Genomic DNA, 22518 nt, shown 5'->3' on the forward strand with positions numbered 1-22518 from the left:
ATCTCTTACTTCAATTCTATCATTAAAGCACGCACGCTGTAAGCAGGCAGCTTGAAGCTTACCTTTTTGCCCCCGTCAGAAACAGCGCAGTCTTCGAGACGCTTATCCTCATTAACATCCGTGAGCCAGGCAGCGTTGGCTGCAAAACCAAGGCTAAGCTCCACTGCAGTTTCTTTCCCCAAAGCTTCGTAGATCCTGAAGACGAGCTTCTTGCCGCCCTTCTCCGGAACCTTGACGCTTGAGAGTATGCCGCCCTTGAGGCTGAAAAAACTCGTTTCTGTGGGTAATGAAGGCGTACCCTTGCGCTTCTTTCCCGAGATAACCGTGACGGGTCTCCTGTAAAGGAGGCTTTCCTTTGCCAGTTCTTCTCTATCCCCTGAAACAGGCGCAATGGCGAATGAGATGTTGTGCCTTCCGGTCTCGGGAGTGGGATCGGGATTGATGGAACCCCGGATTAGGGTAAGGGCCAGGCTGTCGTCAAGGCAGCGGTAACCGTATTTGTCCAGAGAGTAGAGAACCAGCGAGGATTTGCCTCCGGGGTTCCCTGCCATGACAAAACTCTCGGCGGGAAGATCCTGATCCAGAGCCTTACGCTCGATCATGCCGAAGGGTATGTCGAAGAGGTAATTGGGTTTGTAAGCCAGGGGCAAATGGAAGTGGAGATTGGGTATGCCTTTTTCCTCGGCGCCGAATTCCCGCCAATCGCAGCACACGCTGTAGTTGAGAACTTTTGATCCTGCATCCAGGGAGATGATCACCTTGAGCACAGAGCCTGAACCGAATTGAGTGGTAAGCTCAAAAGCATTCTTGAGTTCGCCATGGGCCAGGGGCCTTATTTCGATGTCCTTTGCAATTTCTTCTATACTTTTATAGCGGCCCACGAACCAGGCCGACATGGAAGGCTCCCAGCTGGTGATGCTCTTGTGGTGGGCCTCCTGCGCCAGGCGGAACACGCCGAAGCCCTGGGGAGGGGCAAGTTCAGCTTGAGTTTTCTTGTCGATAAAGGAGGAAATCTTTCCGTTCAGAGGATTGATGGTTGCTTTGATATACTCGTTTTCGAGCACGAAGGTATCGGGGCTCTGAACCCGCATATCGTTGGTGAAGGTTGTTTTCTTCTCGTAATTGGGTTTTTCGTCGATGATAACCGTGGTATAGCCGGAAGCGGGGATCTTCACTTTTGCAAAGAGGGTATCGAAGTGATGGCCCCAATAATTTCCCGATTCGCCTTTTTGGACAGGCAGGGCCTTGCCCGAAGCATTTTCAGCCCCAATCTGGGAGAAGTCCCCCTCATAATCCCAAACAGTGACAGTAACAATGTCTTCCCTTTCGTAGGGCAGGGAGTTGAAAACAAAATAGGCCCGCCTCTTTCCCGCGCTGCGACCTGTCTGGCCATAACCTACGCCGGCGCCCTCTCCCGCAGACAGATCCCAGCTTTCCTTTTTTTCCGTTACGGGAATTTTTACATCGATCTTGTCGGCTATGGCTTCCAGCGCCAGGGTGCGGGCCGATTCGGCTGCGGCAAAAACCTGCTGGTATAGGCCCGAGGCGTATTCCCTTGTTTCAGTCACCCCTGAACCGGGGATGATGTCGTGGAACTGGTTGAAAAGGATTTTCTTCCAGGCGTCGGAAAGCAATTTTCCCGGATAGGGATGATTGGCCAGGAGCATGGCGGCCCCTGAGTAAAGTTCAGCCTCGGCCATGAGGCGTTCGCCCTTGCGATTCCCCGCCTTGATGCGGGTCTGGGTGGTATAGCAGCCGTCGCAGAGGAAGTTGATCTCATCCTTAAGGAGTGGAAGCTTGTCTTTGGATTTCTCCAAAACCTCAAAATAATTCTTGAGGTGGCTGAAGGTGAATTTGGGGAAAAGGGGCCAGCTGTTCATTTCGATAAAGCGGTTGATGTCCTGCCTGGTGGGACCGCCGCCGTGGTCTCCGACGCCGTACACCTGCAGCAGGGTTTTTGAACCTGTGAGGCGGCTCAGCTCCGGGGCGTGGGCCGCGATAGCAGGATCAGCCTTGGTGATGTACCAGAAAGGTTCGGTGTAGATCAGCAGTTCCTTGCCCGAAGGACTTTGCCAGCGGTATGCAATGTGGTCTCCTATGTGGCCCCTGCAGTGGTAGTAGTATTTTACCCCCCCCGAATTGCAGATCTCGGGCACGCTGCGGTTATGGCCGAATGTGTCAGGCTCAAAATCTATGACGAGATTATCCTTGGGTATGCCGAAGGATTCGGCGAAATATTCTTTGGTGTAGAGGAGGTGCCGTGAAAGGCTTTCCCCTGAGGGCATGTTTTTGTCGTTTTCTACCCAGGTGGAGGCTGTCACTTCCCAACGGCCTTCTTTTACCCTCTGCCTGATCTTTTCGAACATTTGGGGGGCAAATTCTTCGATAATTTTGTAAACCGAAGCCTGGGACTGGGAAAAGGTATAGGATGGAAACTCGTCCATCATGTCCAGCATGGTTTCCATGGTTGCAAGGGTCACGGAGACCGTCTCGTTGTAGCCCCACATCCAGTTCATGTCGATATGGGCATGGGCAACGCAGAGGAATTCAAAACTCTTGGCCTCGGATGAGAGGGAAGAGAGGGCCGCCTCAGCCTTTTGAACTGCCTCGGGGGTGGTACAGTGTTTTTCCGCAATGTCAGCTGCAAGCTTTTTTGCAGCATCCCTTATGATGGCATCGAACTTCCCCCCCTGGGAATCGGAAAGCGCGGAAAGGAAGCGGAGTTCACCGGCTATGCGGTTATAATTCGCATTGGGCGCCTCCTTCTTGTCAAAATCCCGCAGCGCTTCGAGCTGATGGAAGTTGGTGTTAATATTGATCATATAAATTCCCCCTTGAAACTACGTTGATAGTTCCCATTGGCATAGAATGTATTTTATCATAGTATATAATAAGTTCAAGAGAAGAGTTTTGGAGGTTCGTATGAATTCCCCTGATTTTAGAAATATAGTTGACGCCGGGCTCAATAAAAAATCCAGCCATATCCCCCTCTATGAACATATCGTTTCCCCTCTTATTATAGAAAAGCTCACGGGCAAGAAGTTTGCCGATCTTTTAATGGGCGATTTTGAAGACAAAAAGGAATTTTTCCGGCATTACAGCGGGTTTTTCAGGGATTTTGGTTACGATACGGTGAGTTTTGAATGCTGCGCAGGCCCTGCCATGCCCGGAAGCGGTTCTTTGGGGGGCCACAAAGCGGGGGTTATCAAAAACCGAAGGGATTTTGATGAATACCCCTGGGCTTCCATTCCGGATTTTTATTTTGAGGCAAACGGGGAAATTTTCAAGGCCTTTGCCGAAACCTTGCCCGAGGGCATGAAAGGCATAGGAGGCGTGGGGAACGGCATCTTTGAATGTGTTCAGGATATTACGGGTTTCCAGGAACTCTGTTACATCAAGGCCGATGACGAGGATCTCTACAAAGAACTCTTCGCCAAAGTAGGGAATATGCTGACTGCTATTTGGAGCCGTTTCCTCAAGGAATTCGGAGACGCTTTCTGCGTCGGCCGTTTCGGCGACGATCTGGGCTTCAAGTCCAATACCCTCCTCGAAGCTGCCGATGTAAAGGAACTGATACTGCCTCAGTATAAACGCATTATCAGCCTTGTTCATGCAGCGGGGAAGCCCTTCCTCCTCCATTCATGCGGCTGCATCTTCAATGTGATGGATGACATTATTGCCACCGGAATAGACGCCAAACATTCCAACGAGGATGTAATTTCTCCCTATTCAAAGTGGATCGATGATTACGGAGGCAGGATCGGGAATTTCGGAGGCCTTGATATGGATGTGCTTTGCGATTCAAGTTCTGTGGATCTTGTTTCCTATACAACCAAGGTGTTCAAGCTCTGCCAGGCCAAGGGGCATGGGGTTGCCATAGGAAGCGGCAATTCCATACCTGATTATGTAAGCCCTGAGCGGTATAGTCTAATGCTGGAAACAGTATGCAAATTACGGTAGACTAAAGATATGGACGACTGCATTTTCTGCAAAATCATCAAGGGAGAAATTCCTTCGAAGAAGATATACGAGGATGATGAATTCCTCGCTTTCCATGACATCACGCCCCAGGCGCCGGTGCATTTCCTTGTAATACCCAAGCGGCATATAAAGAATATCATGGAAACTGAAAGCGCCGATTCGGGGCTTTTGGGGCGTCTCCTTGTGAAAGCCCAGGAGCTTGCCCAGGCTCAGGGCTGCAGTGAAAAGGGAGCGCGTTTTGTGATCAACTGCAAGGCCCACGGAGGACAGACCGTGGATCATCTCCACTGCCATGTGCTCGGAGGCAGAACCCTCCACTGGCCTCCGGGTTAATACAGTGAAGATACGCAATAGTGTAATGATACCTGCCGTCATCCTCATCATGGTGGCCTTTATCAGTATCAGCGCAGTCTCAAGCATCAATTACAATTCCACAGTGCATGGGGTTATGGAATCTGAAATGAACAACATGCTGAATGCAGTGGACAACCAGCTTGTTCTTACCAACCGCGTAATAGCCATCACACTCTCTGCCCTGGATAAAAAAAATCTCGTTTTGGCCCGTATACTGGCCAACACTGTTGCTGAGGATGATCGTGTTCTTGAAATAGAGCATGTGAACCAGTTGGCCGAGCGCCTCGGCGTGGACGAAATTCATGTTACCGATGAAAAGGGCGTGCTGAGATGGGGCAATAGGCCTCAATTTTACGGCCTTGATTTTTCTACCACCGATCAGACCAGGCCTTTTATGCGCATGCTTGAGGAACCTGATTTTGAGTTGGCCCAGGAACCTACCCCCCGGGGTTCTGACGGGCGCATGTTTCAGTATGTGGGGGTAGCCCGGCGGGACAAACCCGGAATAGTGCAGGTGGGGATTTCCATAGAACCTATAGACGAAATACGCCGTTCCATGAGCATACAGAGGGGTATAGCCAACATGATAATCGGCCGTCAGGGCGGAGTGTTCATACTGGATACTGAAGGCAATATTGCCGCCGATAACCGGGGTATACTTTTCGGGAAGAACATCAGGAATGAGGTGTGGGCCGATCCCATGTTTGAAAGTCATTCAGGGACTCTCGATTTTGTTTACGGCCTTGAAAAAGAATGGGGCCGTTTCAGGAGATCGGGCAGCTCCATCATAGTGGTGTCCATGCCCAAATCAGAACTCTTTAGCTACATCTCTCGTTCAATGCTTTTCTCTTCAGGGTTTGGTCTGGCAGTAGTATTAGTACTTGCGGCAGTTCTTTACCTGGTTCTTACCCGCCTCGTTATCAGGCCCCTTGGAGGTCTTAACCATGACATGGCTATCCTCCTTCCCGGGAGCCGCATACGCAAAGACAAGTATTCAGAGACAGAAGAATTTTTTCTCCTTTGTGAATCCATCAATAAAATGCTGGAACGGCTCGACATTTCTGACGGCCTTATTCGGGATCTCAGGATCACCGAAGAAGAATTGCATCGGGCGTCCCAGGCCAAGTCGGATTTCCTTTCCAATATGAGCCATGAAATGCGCACTCCCATGAACGCCATTATCGGTATGACCTCCATTGCTAAATCCACAAGCGATATTTCCCGCAAGGATTACTGCCTTGCGAAAATTGAAGAGGCTTCCACACATCTTTTAGGGGTTATCAACGACATACTGGATATGTCCAAGATAGAAGCTGATAAATTTGAATTGTCCTCAACAGAATTCGATTTTGCCGAAACTGTACAGAAGGGCGTGAATGTTCTGACTTACCGTATGGAGGAGAAAAAGCAGAATTTTTCTCTCAATCTTGACAAGAAAATCCCTCCCTTTTTAATCGGCGACGATCAGCGTCTTATGCAGGTTGTCACCAATCTCCTTTCGAATGCCGTAAAATTCACACCGGAAAACGGCGGTATTAGTGTTAATGCGGAACTTATCAATGAAAAAGACACGCAATCCGTTATTCAAATTGATGTGCGTGATTCCGGTATAGGCATGAGCAAAGAACAGCAGGGCAGGCTTTTCAGTTCCTTCCAGCAGGCCGATTCCGGTATTTCCCGCAAATACGGCGGTACAGGCCTGGGCCTTGCAATCTCAAAACGCATCGTGGAAATGATGGGCGGCAGAATATGGGTGGAATCCGAGCAGGGCAAAGGTTCGGTGTTTTCGTTTACTGTAAATTTTGAAAGGGGCAGCCCGGCAAAAGAAAAGCTTCCATCCGCGGGAAAAACTCCGGGTACGGATGAAAAAGAGGTCCCCGCCGAGGTTGATGACTTTTCCGGGCATTCTATACTTCTCGCAGAAGATGTGGATATTAACCGTGAAATAGTTCAGGCTCTCCTTGAGCCTACGGGCCTTTCCATAGACTGCGCGGAAAATGGTCAGGTCGCAGTAAAACTGTTTGCAGAAAGTCCCGAAAAATACAGTCTTGTCTTCATGGATGTTCAGATGCCCGAAATGGATGGTTACGAGGCTACAAGGCAGATCCGGGCCTTTGAAGCTGAACGTCTCAAAGGATTGGAGTTTGCGCAGCAAACCCCGCAGCAGCAATTTAAGGCTATTCCCATTATTGCCATGTCGGCCAATGTTTTTAAAGAAGATATAGAACGCTGCCTCGCTGCGGGCATGAACGACCATGTGGGGAAACCGTTGGACTTTGAGATAGTGTTGGAAAAACTTCGTCGTTATCTGTGAAGGATCATGAGGAGTGCAATATCTCCCTGACGCACTCCGGGTATGCGGGCGGCTTGGCCTACTGTAAGGGGCTTTACGGTTTTAAGTTTTTCACGGGCCTCTGAGGAAAGCCCCTGTATTGCAGCATAATCCAAAGCAGGATTGAGCTTGATGGCTTCCATCTTGGAAAGCTTTGCGGCAGCGCGGTTTTCTTTTTCTATATATCCCGCATATTTGATATCCAGGGCTGCCCGCTGCAGCCATTCAGCAGGGTATGCTTTTAGTTCGCTTAATTCATTTTGTTTTTCCAAAAACCCCTCGTAGTTTTCGATTTTCCTCTGCCTCATAAGTTCCCTGATGGCTTCGAGACCCTCGGTTTTTTTTGCAAATCTTTCCCAGCGCCTTTCATCTGCCAGGCCCAGTTCCCTTGCCTTGGGCGTGAGCCGCGAGTCTGCTGTATCATGGCGCAGTACGAGCCTGTGTTCCGCCCTGCTTGTAAACATGCGGTAAGGCTCTTTTGTTCCCAGGGTGGTAAGGTCATCCACCAGAACACCGATATAGGCTTCGGATCTGCCGAGGACGAGGGGAGGCTCGCCCCGTATCTTTTGCGCAGCGTTAATGCCCGCCATGATGCCCTGGGCAGCTGCCTCCTCATAACCTGAAGAACCGTTGGTCTGTCCGGCCGTAAAAAGACCCTTCACCCGTTTGGATTCCAGAGTGGGGTAGAGATCCAGGGGATCAAGGTAATCGTATTCTACCGCGTAAGCGGGTCTTACAATGAGAGATTCTTCAAGGCTCGGTATGGTACGGACAAAAGCTTCCTGCACGTCTTCGGGAAGGGAGCTTGAAAGGCCGTTGAGGTACATCTCGTTGGTGGAAAGCCCCTCAGGTTCAATAAAAATATGATGCCGGTCCCGCTCGGGAAAGCGCATTACCTTGTCCTCAATGGAGGGGCAGTACCGGGGCCCTACGCCTTTTATCTTTCCGCCGTAGAGGGGCGAACGGTGTATGTTGGCGCGGATAATGTCGTGAGTTTTGGTACAGGTGTAGGTAATCCAGCAGGGAACTGAAGGCCTGCCAGAAAAATTATCTCCCCTTTGTGAAGGATCAATGTCAAAGGAGAAGGGCGAGGCTTCTTCGCCGTCTTGCCGTTCGGTCTTGGAATAGTCGATGGAATTGCCCGCAATGCGCGCGGGGGTCCCGGTCTTGAGCCTGCCCATGGGAAAGCCCCTGCGCCTCAAGCTTGAACCCAGGCCAAGGGCAGCTCCTTCGCCGAGGCGGCCCTCGGGGGCGTCATGTTCGCCTATGAAGATCTTCCCCTCCATAAAGGTTCCGGCTGCAAGTATCACAGTGCGTGCGGAAATGCGGTTTCCCCTCTGTGTTATGACTCCCTGAACTTCTTCCTTGTCGCTGCCTTTATTTGTTGTAATAAGATCCGTTACCGTATCCATAAAGATGGTGAGCCCCTTTTGGGCTTCTACGGCTTTGCGGGCTTCGGCCTGATATAACTGCTTGTCAGCCTGGGCCCTGGGGGCCTGAACCGCAGGGCCCCTCGAACGGTTGAGTATGCGGAACTGGATCATGGTTTTGTCTATGAGGCGGGCCATCTCGCCTCCCAGGGCGTCTACCTCCCGCACGAGGTTGCCTTTGGAAAGACCGCCTATAGCCGGGTTGCAGGACATGGCGCCTATGCGGTCGGGATTCTGGGTGATAAGCAGGGCGGTAAAACCCATGCGGGTAACAGCCAGGGAGGCTTCTATACCTGCATGGCCGCCGCCGACTATGATACAGTCATAATCCATGATACTAATAATGTACCCCAAGAGAGGAGGAAATCAAAGTGGCGTCTTTATTCTCAAAAGAAGGGAACCGTTTAATATACCGCTATGATGCGGAAAAAGTCTGGATAGAGGCATGGGGTGAAAACAGCCTCAGGGTACGGGCAAGCAAAATGGCCGAAATGCCCACATCAGACATGGATGATTGGGCCCTGCTCCCGCCCAAAGCTTCAAAATCCGAAATACGGCTGGGAGATGAAGAAGCGGTAATCCACAATGGAAAAATTGAATTGCGGATCTCCAGGGCCGGGAAGATTGTTGTTTTTAATCAGAAGGGTGAAAAGCTCCTCGAAGAATTTATACGCAACCGGCGTGATGTAAAATCGGAATATTGCAGCGCCCTGGATATTGAAAACCGTGAATTCAAACCCATCATCGGCGGCGATTACGAACTCACCCTGAGGCTGGAAGAAGTTTCCACAGAGGAGAGGATCTACGGCATGGGCCAGTACCAGCAGCCCTGGCTCAACCTCAAAGGCTGTACCCTTGAATTGGCCCACCGCAATTCACAGGCCTCGGTTCCCTTCATGGTTTCGAGCCTGGGGTACGGTTTCCTCTGGAATAATCCCGCCGTGGGGCGGGTAACCTTCGGCAAGAACATGACCGTGTGGGAAGCGCGATCAACCAAAAAACTCGACTACTGGATCACAGCCGGCGACAACCCGGCGGAGATTGAAGAGGCTTATGCTCAGGCGGCGGGTACTGTCCCCGAAATGCCCGATTATGCCCTGGGCTTCTGGCAATGCAAGCTCCGCTATCAGACCCAGGAAGAACTCCTCAGTGTTGCAAGGGAATACAAAAAACGGAATCTCCCCATATCAGTAATAGTAATAGACTTTTTTCACTGGCCCCTCCAGGGTGAATGGAAATTCGATCCCGTGTACTGGCCCGATCCTGACGCCATGATAGCTGAACTTAAAAAGATGAACATAGAACTCATGGTCTCCATCTGGCCCACCGTGGACAGGCGCAGCGAAAATTGGGAAGAGATGCTTGAGAAAGGTTACCTCATACGCACCGAGAGAGGTTACCGTATAGGTATGGATTTCCAGGGCAATACCATTCACTACGATGCAACCAATCCCGAAGCCCGGGAGTATGTCTGGAATAAAGTGAAAAAGAATTACTACGAAAAGGGAATACGCGTTTTCTGGCTTGACGAGGCCGAGCCCGAATATGCGGTTTACGATTTTGAGCAGTATCGCTACCATCTGGGCCCGAATCTTCAGATAGGCAACATCTACCCGGTGATGTACGCTAAAACTTTTTTTGACGGTATGGAAAAAGCGGGGCAGAAAAATATCATCAACCTTCTGCGCTGCGCCTGGGCCGGAAGCCAGAGATACGGCGCCCTGGTCTGGTCGGGAGACATACACTCAAGTTTTGCGAGCCTCAGGAACCAGCTTGCCGCTGGCCTCAATATGGGCATGGCAGGCATACCCTGGTGGACTACGGACATAGGGGGCTTCCACGGCGGCGAGATTGCAGATCCCCGTTTCCACGAATTGCTTATACGCTGGTTCCAGTGGGGCTGCTTTTGCCCGGTGATGCGTCTCCATGGCAACAGGGAACCTATAAAAGCCCAGTACGGAACTACAGGCGGCGCGACTTGCCTTTCGGGCGCCGACAACGAGGTGTGGTCTTATTCGGACGAGGTCTATGGGATCTGCAAAAAATATCTTTCCTTAAGGGAAAAACTCAAGCCCTATATTGCAGCTCTCATGAAGGCGGCCCACAAAAAAGGAACGCCCGTGATGCGTCCCCTCTTCTATGATTTCTCCGGGGATAAAAATGCGTGGGAGATAGAAGACGAGTATATGTTCGGTCCCAACTACCTTGTGGCGCCCATACTTTACGAGGGTCTAAGAGATAGAAAGCTCTACCTTCCCTTCGGAACAAAATGGACCAACGCCTGGACAGGCGAAATTTTTGAAGGCGGAAAAGAGATAAGCGTCACCGCTCCCCTGGATCAGATACCTATTTTTACAAAAGATGGGAGCAGGCTGGAATAGATGGCAGAAACGCAGGCGAATAAATACAACCTCACAGAAGGAGGCATACTCTCCAAACTCCTTCTCGTCAGTCTGCCCATTATGGGAACCCAGTTCCTGCAGATGGCTTATAACCTCACCGACATGTTCTGGCTTGGCAAGGTGGGGAGCGATGCGGTAGCTTCGGCAGGCGCTGCAGGCATGTATATGTGGCTCTCCTTCGGCTTCCTCCTCATTGGCAGGATGGGCGCTGAGATCGGAGTTGCCCAATCCCTCGGCAGGGGGGACAAAAAAGCAGCCCTGGTTTATTCGCAGAATTCAATGTTCCTGGCAATAGTACTGGGGCTGTTCTTCTGCCTTCCCATGATTTTTTTTAATAAAACCCTGGCAGGTTTTTTCAATTTTCGTGAAGAAGGGGTTGCGTCTAGCGCTTCAGTATACCTGCGAATAGTAGGCTTTGCAGTCCCCCTTAATTTTATTACCGGAGTTATTACCGGAACGTTTAACGCTTCGGGAAATTCCAGGACACCTTTTATACTAAATGGCATCGGCCTTGTTGCAAATGTGATTTTGGATCCTCTATTCATATTGGTACTGGATATGGGAGTAAGGGGAGCGGCGATAGCAACCATTATTGCCCAGATCATTGTGGGAATATTGATGATTGCCGGGATCTTCTTTTTTAAAGGCAGACCATTTACCCATTATTCACTGCAGTTTAGTGTTGAGAAGAAAAAGGTCATCCAGATTTTGAAATGGGCAATCCCCCTGGCTTTGGAAAGTATACTTTTCACTTTTCTCGCCATGCTTACTTCCCGAGTAGAAGTATCCTTCGGGGCCAGGGCAATGGCAACCAGCAAAGTCGGTTCCCAGCTTGAATCCCTCTCCTGGCTGATAGCAGGCGGTTTTGGATCGGCTCTGGTTGCTTTTATAGGCCAGAACTACGGCGCAGGAAAAGAAGACAGGATACGCAGGTGCGTTAAAATTTCTGCCCAGGCGATGGCAATATGGGGAATTATGATAACCATCTTCCTCTGGTTCGGCGGGAGCTTTGTTTTTTCCCTATTCCTTCCCGGGCCTGAAATGCTTGCCCTGGGCAAACCGTATCTCCGCATACTCTCTTTTGCCCAGCTTCCCATGACCATGGAAGCTGTAGGTTCAGGCGCCTTTAAAGGAACAGGCCGTACAATCCCGCCTTCAATCGCAAGCATTGCAACCAATATTGTCCGCCCCATCCTTGCGTTTTTTCTCTCCCGCACTTCCCTGGGCCTTTACGGCGTCTGGATAGCTGTGAGCGCCACTGCCCTTATGCGCGGCGTCTGGGTCTGCCTTTGGTATGTGCTGGCGGAGAGGGGAAGATCCCGGCTCGGAGAATAAACAAAATAGGCGCATAGTTTTCTCCGGTTACTTCCCCACACAAAATCTGCTGAACATTAGGTCAAGCAATTCAGCAGTGGAAACTTCACCGGTTATTTCACCCAGGCTGTCAACAGCATTTTTAATAAGAGGGGCGATGATGTCGAGAGGCTCGGTAGTATCCGCCAGATCCAGGGCTTCCCGGATCGAGGCTAAGGCATTGTCTATTAATTCCTTCTGCCTGAGCGTCCCTGGGCCTGCGGAGTTCTGATCCGCAGAAACAGTATCGCCGGGAGAATTATTGCTGCCCGAAGCCTTTTCCAATGCCCCGGCAATTGCTCGGCTTAATTCAGGGATGCCTTTTCCGGTTTTGGCGCTGATCCCTATGGGTACACCGGGAAGCTCCGCCGGGAGGAAATGGGGCAGGTCGGAGACATCCGCTTTGTTCCAAAGGATGAGGAGGGGCACAGGTTTATTGCCATCCTTATCGCAGTGCCTGAGAAACTCCCTATCTTCCTCTGTAATCCCCGCCGCACCGTCAATCACATAAAGCACAATATCTGCCCTGCTTAAAAGTTCCTGGCTTCTCGCTATGCCAATCAGTTCGACTTTGTCTGTAACGGCAGCCTTTTGCCCATTCCGATCAATTATATCCCGCAGGCCTGCAGTATCGGCAAGGCGCACGGGTATGTCCTCTATGGAAATCAGGGCTTCTATCCAGTCCCGTGTGGTGCCGGGGATGTCGGTAACGATGGAACGATCTTCCTTAAGCAAAAAGTTAAAGAGGCTCGATTTTCCTGCATTGGGCCTCCCTGCAATAACTGCCAGGGCTCCTTCTGTATAGAGACGCTCTCGCCGCCAGGAATCGGCCAGCCGGCTCAGGCGGGCAAGGGCTTCTTCTGCCAGAGGTCGATCGGGCAGCAAGCCTTTTGCTTCTTCATCCGGCGAGTTAAACTCGTCCTCTGAATAATCCAGGTAGATTTCTGCCCCCACCAATACTCGTACCAAAAGCGCTTTTATCTCCGAGAGTTCTTTTTCCAATGCCCCTGTAAGGCGGCGTATTGCCTGTTCCCTGGCTTTTCCTGTCTTTGCGGATACCAGCTCCATTACCGATTCCGAACGGGTAAGATCCAGCTTGCCGTTCATAAAAGCCCGAAAGGTAAATTCCCCTGGCAGGGCTTCTCTAAAACCTGCCTGTTTTAAGGCAGCCATTATAGCTTTTACAACAGCAATGCCTCCATGGCAGGAAATGTCGGCGCTGTCTTCGCCTGTATATGATTTAGGGGCACGGTAAACAGAAACCAGGACCTCATCAATTTTTTCACCTTGAGAGCCCAGTATCCATCCATGAATTATAGTGTTGCCCGCCGCTTCTTTTAGGCGTTTAGGCTTTGAAAATATTTTAGCAAGCAAATTAACACTATTACTGTCATTATTAGCAGTATTGCAATTACCGCCCGTACTTCCCGCGAAGCTCCCCCCGGATGTTCTTATCAGAGCCAGTGCGCTTTCTCCCAGAGGCGTGGCTATGGCAGCTATGGGATCATTGCTGCCGTAGGCAGGCTTGTCCATCAGCTTTCCTTTCCCGGACCGGCAATTCCAAGATTGAGAAAAACTTTAGGAGCCCCTGCCGATGCCCAGAGGCCTAGCAGGCAGTAGCGTATAAAGCGGCCAAGTTCGGTGTAGGGCGAACCCAGACCCCAAAAAGAAATCGAAGCAAACAACGAATTTTCTCCCGGGAGTATAAGGCGGAGGCCCAGGTAAATTACGGCAGCCCCCGAAAGTCCAAGTATATAGCGGGCAGTCAGCAAAAATATGCCGGGTTTTTTCCCTTTTACCAAGCCCTGGGCAGTGAAAGGGAAAGAATTGATCATAAGGCTGTACCCTGCGCCAAAACCCAGGAACAGGGCAGGGAGGCTTGTATCCATAGGATAGAGGCCGTTCATAATCAGCGCTATCGCGGCGGTGCAGATCATTTGGGTCCGCTTACCCCTCATAATGAACCATGCGCCGAGCCAGGGGCTCGCCATGTAAAAAGCTGTCAGTATAATGCCACCGATGATCCAGCCGCCCAAAATATCTGTAGGGAAATGCACCCCCAGGTAGAGCCTGCTGAATGCAATGAGGAGCATGAGTATGATCGCGCTAATCCAAATGGCCAGCCTTGATTCTTTTTTCCTGCTTCCGGCCCAGGACATAATGGGAACCCAGAGGCACAGGCTGTTTTGTGCATGCCCCGAGGGGAAACCATAGCTGGATTCAAGGGCCATGCCTACAGACGGGTCAAGGTTGTACGGCCTTGGCTGCTTAAACAGGTGCTTGAATATTGTATTTGTCCAGGCGGAAAAAATGATGAGCATCCCCAGCCTGAACCCCCGTTTTTCATCTATGCACCAGTAGACGAGCAGCAGAAAGGGGATGACAAAAGCTTCTGAACCTATGGTGGTGATGATCTTAAGAAATACGGTAAGAAAGGGGTTTGCCGCAGTTTGAATTGCCTCTATTAAATTGAGTCCCCAGAGGTAAACCGATGTCAGAAAAGGCAGGTTCTCTGCAGGCATGATTTGGATAATTTCACTGTTCATTGTTAGAGACTAAAAGCCTTCAAAGAACCTGTCAAGGACGCGGTTCACTGCGGCGGATTGATCGCGGCTCAAGGGAGATGAAGTCTTTATGCCCCTGAGAAGCGCCATGGCTTGGGACGCGAAAGAAGCCTTTTCAATACTTACCAGAATAAAGAAATCCCAAGCCTCGCTACTGCGAAGCACCTCGCTGCCGCGAGGCGCCTCGTTCCCAGGCCCATCGGCTTCCGGGAAATGCCTTTTGATCCAAAAATCTTCCTCTTTTATTGCCCCTGCCCAGGAAGCGTCAGAGGCTGTCCGTATCATGGTTTCAAAAAAGCTGCCGTACTCGTCATCCGGGTTTTTGAAAGCCGAACCCAATAAACGCTTTTCCATGCGGACTGCGCCAAGGCGGGCAAAATCCAGTTCCGGTGAAAAACCTGCCCTCCATTGTTCCAAGGCATTAAAGTTGGCCCCTGAATTCAGGCTAATAAATATATAACGGTTCTGGTATTCATCGAGGGCTTCAACTGCATTGTTCCCTCCTTCAAGATAAGATATCACCCAGAGCGGGATCGCAGCGCCTTCTGCTTTTCCCCTGTGATCTGTTATCTGCCAGGGAATCTCTGCGCTTAAAGAAGCTTCTGCGGCAGAGGTGCGGCTTTCTTCTGTCGGGGTGCTTGTGCAGCCCCATGACAGCAATACTGTTAAAACAAGAAAGATCGAGGAATAATGGTTTTTCATTGGTTTTTTTGGGTTGTTTTGGGCGGCGCAGGCTCTGCTGAATACCTTGCGGCAAATTCATCCATGACAGCTGTTGGCAGCGCTCCGGCAGGATCCGTATCATTTTTGGCAGCCCCTAGCTGGTATCCAAGCAGATTCAGATTCTTTTTAACAGGAATGTTTATTTCATCTTTTCCCAGGCTGACAGTAATAGTGTCATTTTTTGTTAAATAGTTAATTGTAATAGTACTAATTCTGTTATTTTGCGGGTGGGGGGCGATAATACGTTCCGCCTGATCCCCTGAATGCAAAGTTACGGTGAGGCCTTCAGTTTCCAGGGCAACTTCCAGGATAGCGCTATCCTCATTCTCCTCAGTGTCCTCTGATGTTGAGAAGGATGCGCGGAAAATGATGCCTTCATTCAGGGGCATAAAACGGAAGGTAAAACTCCCCCATCCCCATTCCCCGGAACCGCGTTTTTGGAGTGCAGCAGGTATATAATAGATATCGTTTGGGCCTATGGCGAGGCCGTAAATATCATCGGCCGCCAGCCAATTTATTTTTCTTTTCGATGTGTCTTTTTGGGGAAAGGGGATAAACTCTTTTTGGGAAACTGTATTCAGAGTATCCTTGAGGCTGCCTGCAAATGTAAAATAGGCGTTTAATTTTTCTGCAGCCTTTGGGGTATCAATAAGAACCTGCTGTATATACCCCTTGGACGAAACCGGCAGAGAAAGCTCCTTCATTTTGCCTTTAAGCCTTGTCCCTGCCTTGGCAACATGGAGGGAAGGATTCCTGTTCCCATGGGGCGGGAAAGGAAGGACTTCAGCCCTGATCTGCTGGAAGCCTGTCTGGGCAGGGGCTTTCCAGAGTATACGGTTGGCCCCTTCAGAAAGCCTGCCGCTGCTGATCCTTGCCCTGCCATTATACCAGGCTATGTAGGGATCGATGTCGCCAAGGGTGAGAATTTTTGCTTCGAACAGCACATAACTTTCGGGGGGCACCAGGTTGGCAGCTGATATTCCCGGCAGATAGGCTGCAATATCTTCTATTTCATAATCCGTGCCGCCCATGTAATATACGGTTTTTTCGGTTTTTGAAAGCGTTTCCTGATTCCAGCTCAAAACCTGGAAGACCAGTGCATAAGGGCCTGGTTCCAGTTCTGCAGGAGCTGTAAAGGGTGGGAGGCGTTTATCAAAGCCGCCTAAACGGAAAAAAATATCATCCTGTGGTTCTTCGGTCGGCTCTTCCTCCGAAACTTCGGGGATGGGCCCAATTCCCTCGGCAGTGTAAATAACCGCCCTGCCTGCCTGGGCGCCGCCGGGGGTTTGAAAAAACACCTTAAGGCTGGCTATATCCTTGTCATTAGAAACCGGGCTCACAAAGGCAGGCTGAATTTCATCCTCTGCCTTAATGAGTGCGTATTCTTCCAGGGAAAGCTTGCCTGAGAGGGCAGCAATCTGGTAGGTCTGGGCTGAAGGGAATACAGAATCCACCTCCCCGCAGGAACAAAAAAGGAGAAGATTGAATAATCCGGCAATTGTCAGGGCCGCCGACCAACGATGACACATACTTTTGAAAACGTGGTATCCTATATATAGTATAGCGTGTAATATAAAGAATATCCATTTTTTAAGGAAGAAAAATGCGGGCAGTCAAAGCCATCATTCATCTGGATAATTTCCGCCATAACATTGAAAAAGCCCGGGAAAAGGCAGGCGCCCGGACAGGTCTTTGCGCCCCGGTCAAAGCTGATGCGTATGGCCATGGGGCAGTGCCTGTAGCCCGGGCTGCTCTGGAGGCCGGAGCTAGCCATCTTGCGGTAGCTACAGTAAGCGAAGGGGCTGAATTAAGGCAGGCAGGCATAAAGGCCCCTGTTTTCCTTTTTTCCCAGGCTCTTCCAGGAGAGATGGAGGAGATAGCAGCCCTGGATCTCATCCCTCTCGTGGGCGACCGTGAAGCTGCGGAAGTCTTGGCTAAAGCAGGCAGAAGGCTTGAAGTCCACCTCAAGGTGGATACCGGCATGGGCCGCATGGGCGCAAGGCCCGAAAATGCCGCCGAACTGGCTGCTTTCATCGTATCCCAAAAAAGCCTTAAGCTGGGCGGGGTGGCTACCCACCTTTCGGTATCCGATTCCCTCGAGCCTGCGGATATAGCATATACGAAAGGGCAGCTTTCCCGATTCAGAGGGGCTGTGGATTCCATAAAGGCCGCGGGCCTGGATCCGGGCTTGATCCATGCCGCCAATTCGGGGGCGCTCTGTTTTCATGAGGATGCGTATTTTGACCTTGTCAGGCCGGGCATCTTCCTTTATGGCTATTCCCCGGCAGCGGGCATCCCGGAGGGCCTTGACGCCGAACCGGTCATGGAACTGCGCGGCGCTGTGGTGTTTATCAAGAAGGTCTTCAAGGGCGAGGATATTTCCTATGGCAGAACCTGGACAGCGCCAGAGGATACGTATATTGGCACCCTGCCTGTGGGCTATGCCGACGGTTTGCCCCGGCTGTTGAGCAACCGCCATTCGGTATATATAAAAGGCCGGGCCTATCCCCAGGTGGGGAGGATATGCATGGATCAGTGCATGATTAATTTGGGGCCTGAGACCGATGTTAAACGCTGGGACGAGGCGATTATTTTTGGCCCCGGCGCTGTGACTGCCGCTGATATGGCAGCCAAAATTGGGACCATCTCTTACGAAATCACCTGCAATATCAATAAACGGGTGCCAAGGGTGTATATATGAACAAATCGGATATCGAAATTGCCCGGGAAGCCAAGCTTAAGCCAATTTCAGAAATAGCTGGCGCTATGGGGATTTCCCCCCAATGGGTGGAGGAATACGGAAAGTACAAAGCCAAGATAGACTGGAGGCTGCTAAAATCTGCGGAATTGCCCCAAAAGCGGGCGAAGTATATAAACATTACCGCCATTTCGCCAACACCCCTGGGGGAGGGGAAGACCACCACAACTGTGGGGCTGGTTCAGGGCCTGGGGAAAATCGGGAAGCAGGCTGTAGCTTGTCTCAGGCAGCCTTCCATGGGGCCTACCTTCGGCATCAAGGGAGGGGCAGCCGGCGGAGGGTACAGCCAAATTGTTCCAATGGAGGATTTCAACCTCCACCTCACCGGAGATATACATGCCGTGTCCGCTGCCCACAACCTCTGCGCAGCTGCGGTGGATGCCCGGATCTACCACGAGTCCCGCTGGGCCCCGTCTTACTTTGAAAAGCTGGGCCTCAAAATACTGGACATTGACCCTTGCAGGGTGTCCCTGGGCCGGGTGATGGATATTAACGACCGGGGCCTCCGCAATGTGATGACCGGCCTTGGGGGCAGGGAAGACGGCCCTTTGCGCCAGTCCCGTTTTGATATTTCCGTGGCCAGCGAAGTTATGGCCATACTTGCCCTGGCGAGGGATCTTCCGGATCTCAGAAAGCGCCTGGGGCGCATGGTTGCAGCTTGCAACAAGAAAGGCGATCCCGTCACCGCAGAGGATCTGGGCGTTGCAGGGGCCATGACCGTGCTGATGAAGGACGCTCTCAAGCCGAATTTATTGCAGACCATTGAAGGCCAGGGCAGCTTTGTCCACGCCGGGCCTTTTGCCAACATTGCCCACGGTAATTCTTCTATAATAGCGGATCTTCTGGCGGTGAATTACGCGGACTTTGTAGTTACCGAAGCCGGATTCGGTTCCGACATGGGGATGGAGAAATTTTTCGACATCAAGTGCCGCACTTCGGGCCTGGTCCCTGATGCGGTAGTCCTGGTGGCAACTGTGCGGGCCCTCAAGTCCCATGGAGGCGGCCCGGCGGTAGTTCCCGGAAAACCCCTGCCTCCCGAATATAAAGAAGAAAATTTGGAACTCCTCAAAAAGGGCCTCCCCAACCTGCTGGCCCACATAGGCATAATCAGCCGTTTCGGCGTGCCTGCGGTGGTTGCCATCAACGCCTTCCCCACAGATACCGAGGCGGAATGGGAATTGGTGCGCGACGCAGCCATCAAGGCCGGCGCAGCAGACGCGGTGGTTACCACCCACTGGGCAAATGGGGGCGAGGGAGCTGCGGATCTTGCAAGGGCAGTGGAGAAGGCTGCTTCATTGCCAAGCCATTTCAAACTCCTCTATCCTGATGAAGTCCCTCTTAAGCAAAAAATTGAAACCGTGGCTGTCCGGGTTTACGGCGCCGAGGGCGTTGATTTTGAGAAGGGCGTTTTAAAGGAACTTGATACTCTCGAAGAGAAAGGTTATGGGAAGCTTCCTGTGTGCATGGCCAAGACACAGTATTCGCTTTCTCACGATCCTGCCCTCAAAGGGGCGCCCAGGGGCTGGAGGCTTCCGGTTCGGGAAGTTCGCCTTGCTGCAGGCGCTGGGTTCGTCTATCCCCTCTGCGGGGCTATTACCACCATGCCGGGGCTGCCTTCAAGGCCCGCCTTTATGGATGTTGATATTGATGATGACGGAACCGTGAGGGGCCTTTTCTAGGTGCTTTAAACTGAAGGCACAAACCGGCATAATACTTGTATGAAAGACAAATACTCATATCTAGCCCTTAATGATGATGAAGAGAATGAGGATGAAGAAAAATCCTCTCAGCCCGCTGCCGATCCCCTTATCGGCAGGATGCTTAAAACCCGGACTATTCTGCTTGCAGGAGAGATCAACAAGGATTTGGCTGAACGCATCATACGCCAGCTGCTCCTGCTTGATGACATGGGGGAAGATCCCATACAGATTTTTATTGATTCACCTGGCGGTGACGCTGACGCAGGTTATGCCATTTTCGACATGATCCGTTTCATCAAAGCCCCTGTCTGGACCATAGGCATGGGCCTTGTTGCCAGCGCGGCTGCCATTATTGAGCTTGCGGCGCCTAAGGAAAGGCGGGTGGGGCTGCCCAATAGCCATTACCTCATCCATCAACCCCTTTCAGGCATCCGGGGTGTTGCGACGGATATAGAGATCCATGCCAGGGAGCTGGACAAACTGAGGGACAGGATTAACCACCTCATTGCAGACGAGACCGGCGTGCCCTTTGGGCAGGTTGAAAAAGACACGGATCGCGATTATTGGATGAACGCCGCCGAAGCCGTGAAGTACGGCCTCATTTCCAAAGTCACTGCCAGCCAGGCTGATCTTAATATTCCCAAGCCGGGAAAAGCGGGTAAGGCTGAAAAGGCTGAAGCAAAAAAGCCGGCTGCCAAGAAGGCGGCGCCTGTCAAAGCACAGCCTGCGAAACCGGCATCGGCAAAACCGGCTGCAAAAAAACCTGCGCCCAAGGCCCCTGCCAAGAAGAAGCCGGGAAAATGAGCGCAAAGGCGCCTGCCTCAAAGCTTTATGTTTTGAAACAGGATACTCAATCATGGTAGAATTGGTTTCTTTCCTGGGCAATCCTGGTTCTGAATATGCGGGCAACAGGCACAATGCCGGCTGGCTATTAGCAGCAAAACTCCCTTTTTTTGGCAGCCTTCCGTGGCGGCAGAAATTCAAAGGACGCTATGCCGAGAAGGATGGGGTGCACTTCCTCATGCCCGGCACCTATATGAACCTTTCGGGCGATTCTGTCCAGGCAGCAGCTTCTTTTTTCAAAATCCCTCCCGGCGCTATTCTGGTTGTCCATGACGAACTGGAACTGGCGCTTGGCACTATTTCCCTTAAGTTTTCGGGCGGCCTTGGAGGCCATAATGGTCTGCGATCCATGAAGGGGAATTTCGGCACCCCCGATTTCTGGCGTCTGCGTATCGGCATAGGTCGGCCCGACGACAGGCTTCCCGGAGAGGGGGGGCATGCAGGCTCGGGCAGGGGAATCGCGGACTGGGTGCTCTCGGATTTTAGTGCAGCCGAAATGCCTATACTGGAACCCGCCCTTGAGGCTGCTGCGGGTCTTCTCGTAAAAGCCCTGGCAGTGGATCCTCAAAGTCTGCTCCCCGAATGGGGAAAGAAGAAGATAGTTTGAGCTTGCTGCGGGGTTGCTGAGCTATTTCATCATGAGCAGAAAAAGCGTGGATATTTTGACAGTAAAGGTGAATGTATGGGTATTAAATTGGATAGCATTGCCGCAGATTCCGCAGGCATAAACAAACCCGCCCTGGATGATTTTGTCCATGCCCTGGAAGGCGCATCCGCAACAATGCGGGGCTTTGTGCTGCTGCGGTACGGCAAAGCAGTACAGCGGCATTTTTGGCAGCCCTACCATGAGGATGACCCTATCTGGGTTTATTCTTTAAGCAAGAGTTTTTGTTCCACTGCCGTTGGCTTTGCCATTCAGGAAGGGCTTCTAAAGCTTGATGATCCGGTACTCTCCTTTTTTCCTGAGCATGCGGCAAAAGTCAAGGATGAAAACTGCAAAATGGTGAAAGTGCAGGATCTTCTTACCATGAGATCCGGTCATGAAGCCGATCCTACCATGCCTATGGTGCGTACCCCCGATTGGGCAGAATATTTTTTGACCATCCCCTATAAATACAAGCCCGGAACCCGCTTCGTGTATAATTCAGGAGCCACGTATATGCTTTCCGCCATAGTGCAGAAACTTTCGGGCCTTACGATTTTTGAATATCTTAAGCCCAGGCTCTTTGCGCCCCTGTGTTTTGGGGATTGTGCATGGGATGTTTCGCCTCAGGGTATCAGCACCGGAGGCTGGGGCTTCATGGTTGCCCTGGAGGATATTGCCAAGCTTGGCCTCCTTTATCTAAATAAAGGGAACTGGAATGGCCGACAGCTTCTATCGGAAGCCTGGGTAAAGGATGCTTCTTCGGCTCATGCGGATAATTCCATTACACCCGGGGCAAGCGCAGACTGGGCTAGAGGTTATGGTTATCAATTCTGGCAGTCCCGGCATGGCTTTAGGGGCGATGGCGCTTTTGGCCAATATTGCCTTGTAATGCCTGAATATGATGCGGTTCTGGCCCTCTCATGTGAAACCGATAACATGCAGGCCGTCCTTGATATAGTCTGGGATAAGTTGTTGCCTGCTTTTGCGATTTCAAATGCGGATATTGAAAAGAAAATAAGCGGAAAGGTTTTAAAAGCGAATGAAAACCCTGCCGGTATAAATTCTATCAGCCTCAATTTTTATCCCGACAGGCTGTCCCTTGGCTTTCAGACAAAGAATGGGCTGGAGCAATTTGAAGCAGGCCGCTTTGGTTGGATTGAAACCTCTGCTCGTTTGCCCTGGGGCGCCTTCAGTTTTATCCCCGTGGCAGGCATGGCAGGGGATGGGCGGAAGATTTCATCCACTTTTCTTTGGAAAGGGAAAAATGATCTTGAGGTTCGCATGATCTACCGTAATTGCCCTCATCGGGAACTTTTGAATATCAAAATCGAAGGGAACACTTTGAAGCTTTCATGGCCCGGGAACCCTGCGGCTATAGCCATAGGAAGGGCTGAATTAAATCTTAATTCCATAGGAGACATTTACGAATAAA

The 22518-nt window shown here is 51.2% G+C and carries 15 protein-coding genes and 1 pseudogene; 10 read left to right on the top strand and 6 right to left on the bottom strand.

Annotated elements, in window-relative coordinates:
* Positions 1 to 5: 5 nt before the first annotated feature.
* Positions 6 to 2822 (bottom strand): alpha-mannosidase, encoded by a 2817-nt coding sequence (locus TREAZ_RS04380; RefSeq protein WP_015710602.1) that lies wholly within the window; start codon positions 2820 to 2822, stop codon positions 6 to 8.
* 100 nt (positions 2823 to 2922) lie between these two features.
* Between TREAZ_RS04380 and TREAZ_RS04385 the strand changes: the two genes are divergently transcribed.
* From TREAZ_RS04385 to TREAZ_RS17285, 3 genes are read left to right on the top strand one after another with little or no spacing between them, the layout of a single operon-like run.
* The gene (locus tag TREAZ_RS04385; RefSeq protein ID WP_015710603.1) at positions 2923 to 3960 is read left to right on the top strand and encodes a uroporphyrinogen decarboxylase family protein; all 1038 of its coding nucleotides are present in this window, start codon (positions 2923 to 2925) and stop codon (positions 3958 to 3960) included.
* A gap of 9 nt (positions 3961 to 3969) precedes the next feature.
* On the top strand, positions 3970 to 4314 hold the full coding sequence (locus TREAZ_RS04390; protein ID WP_015710604.1) for a histidine triad nucleotide-binding protein: 345 nt from the start codon (positions 3970 to 3972) through the stop codon (positions 4312 to 4314).
* Between the two features lie 4 nt (positions 4315 to 4318).
* Complete coding sequence (locus TREAZ_RS17285; protein WP_245535092.1) at positions 4319 to 6649, top strand: ATP-binding protein; 2331 nt, start codon at positions 4319 to 4321, stop codon at positions 6647 to 6649.
* Here the strand turns inward: TREAZ_RS17285 and mnmG are convergent.
* Positions 6640 to 8430, bottom strand: coding sequence for a tRNA uridine-5-carboxymethylaminomethyl(34) synthesis enzyme MnmG (gene mnmG, locus TREAZ_RS04400; protein ID WP_015710606.1), 1791 nt, complete (start codon positions 8428 to 8430; stop codon positions 6640 to 6642). The genes TREAZ_RS17285 and mnmG overlap by 10 nt on opposite strands.
* Before the next feature lie 38 nt (positions 8431 to 8468).
* Between mnmG and TREAZ_RS04405 the strand changes: the two genes are divergently transcribed.
* Both TREAZ_RS04405 and TREAZ_RS04410 read left to right on the top strand, forming a co-directional pair.
* Positions 8469 to 10478: a glycoside hydrolase family 31 protein gene (locus TREAZ_RS04405; RefSeq protein ID WP_015710607.1), complete on the top strand. Its 2010-nt coding sequence runs from the start codon at positions 8469 to 8471 to the stop codon at positions 10476 to 10478.
* Complete coding sequence (locus tag TREAZ_RS04410) at positions 10479 to 11834, top strand: MATE family efflux transporter (RefSeq protein WP_015710608.1); 1356 nt, start codon at positions 10479 to 10481, stop codon at positions 11832 to 11834.
* Positions 11835 to 11861: 27 nt separating this feature from the next.
* On the opposite strand, the gene mnmE is transcribed toward TREAZ_RS04410, so the two are convergent.
* From mnmE to TREAZ_RS04430, 4 genes are read right to left on the bottom strand one after another with little or no spacing between them, the layout of a single operon-like run.
* Entirely contained in the window at positions 11862 to 13385 is a 1524-nt protein-coding gene (gene mnmE / locus TREAZ_RS04415; RefSeq protein WP_015710609.1) for a tRNA uridine-5-carboxymethylaminomethyl(34) synthesis GTPase MnmE, read from the bottom strand.
* Complete coding sequence (locus tag TREAZ_RS04420) at positions 13385 to 14398, bottom strand: phosphatase PAP2 family protein (protein ID WP_015710610.1); 1014 nt, start codon at positions 14396 to 14398, stop codon at positions 13385 to 13387. The genes mnmE and TREAZ_RS04420 overlap by 1 nt, the downstream gene beginning before the upstream one ends.
* A gap of 9 nt (positions 14399 to 14407) precedes the next feature.
* Positions 14408 to 15118 carry a hypothetical protein gene (locus tag TREAZ_RS04425; protein WP_015710611.1) on the bottom strand — a complete coding sequence of 237 codons (711 nt, stop codon included), beginning with the start codon at positions 15116 to 15118 and terminating at the stop codon, positions 14408 to 14410.
* Positions 15115 to 16668: a hypothetical protein gene (locus TREAZ_RS04430; RefSeq protein WP_015710612.1), complete on the bottom strand. Its 1554-nt coding sequence runs from the start codon at positions 16666 to 16668 to the stop codon at positions 15115 to 15117. Before TREAZ_RS04430 ends, TREAZ_RS04425 begins: the two co-directional genes overlap by 4 nt.
* 74 nt (positions 16669 to 16742) lie before the next feature.
* On the opposite strand from TREAZ_RS04430, the gene alr reads away from it, so the two are divergent.
* The 5 genes and pseudogenes from alr to TREAZ_RS04455 all read left to right on the top strand — a co-directional run bounded on the left by alr (position 16743) and on the right by TREAZ_RS04455 (position 22517).
* The gene (alr, locus tag TREAZ_RS04435) at positions 16743 to 17840 is read left to right on the top strand and encodes an alanine racemase (RefSeq protein ID WP_015710613.1); all 1098 of its coding nucleotides are present in this window, start codon (positions 16743 to 16745) and stop codon (positions 17838 to 17840) included.
* Positions 17837 to 19576, top strand: coding sequence for a formate--tetrahydrofolate ligase (locus TREAZ_RS04440; protein ID WP_015710614.1), 1740 nt, complete (start codon positions 17837 to 17839; stop codon positions 19574 to 19576). Before alr ends, TREAZ_RS04440 begins: the two co-directional genes overlap by 4 nt.
* 39 nt (positions 19577 to 19615) lie before the next feature.
* A pseudogene (locus TREAZ_RS04445) lies at positions 19616 to 20230 on the top strand (ATP-dependent Clp protease proteolytic subunit); the annotation flags it as partial.
* Between the two features lie 223 nt (positions 20231 to 20453).
* The gene (pth, locus tag TREAZ_RS04450) at positions 20454 to 21047 is read left to right on the top strand and encodes an aminoacyl-tRNA hydrolase (protein WP_015710616.1); all 594 of its coding nucleotides are present in this window, start codon (positions 20454 to 20456) and stop codon (positions 21045 to 21047) included.
* Between the two features lie 75 nt (positions 21048 to 21122).
* Positions 21123 to 22517, top strand: a complete 1395-nt coding sequence (locus tag TREAZ_RS04455; protein WP_015710617.1) for a serine hydrolase domain-containing protein — start codon at positions 21123 to 21125, stop codon at positions 22515 to 22517.
* The last annotated feature ends 1 nt before the right edge of the window (position 22518 follow it).

Origin of the sequence: Leadbettera azotonutricia ZAS-9 (genome assembly GCF_000214355.1) — a bacterium.
Lineage (GTDB): Bacteria > Spirochaetota > Spirochaetia > Treponematales > Breznakiellaceae > Leadbettera > Leadbettera azotonutricia.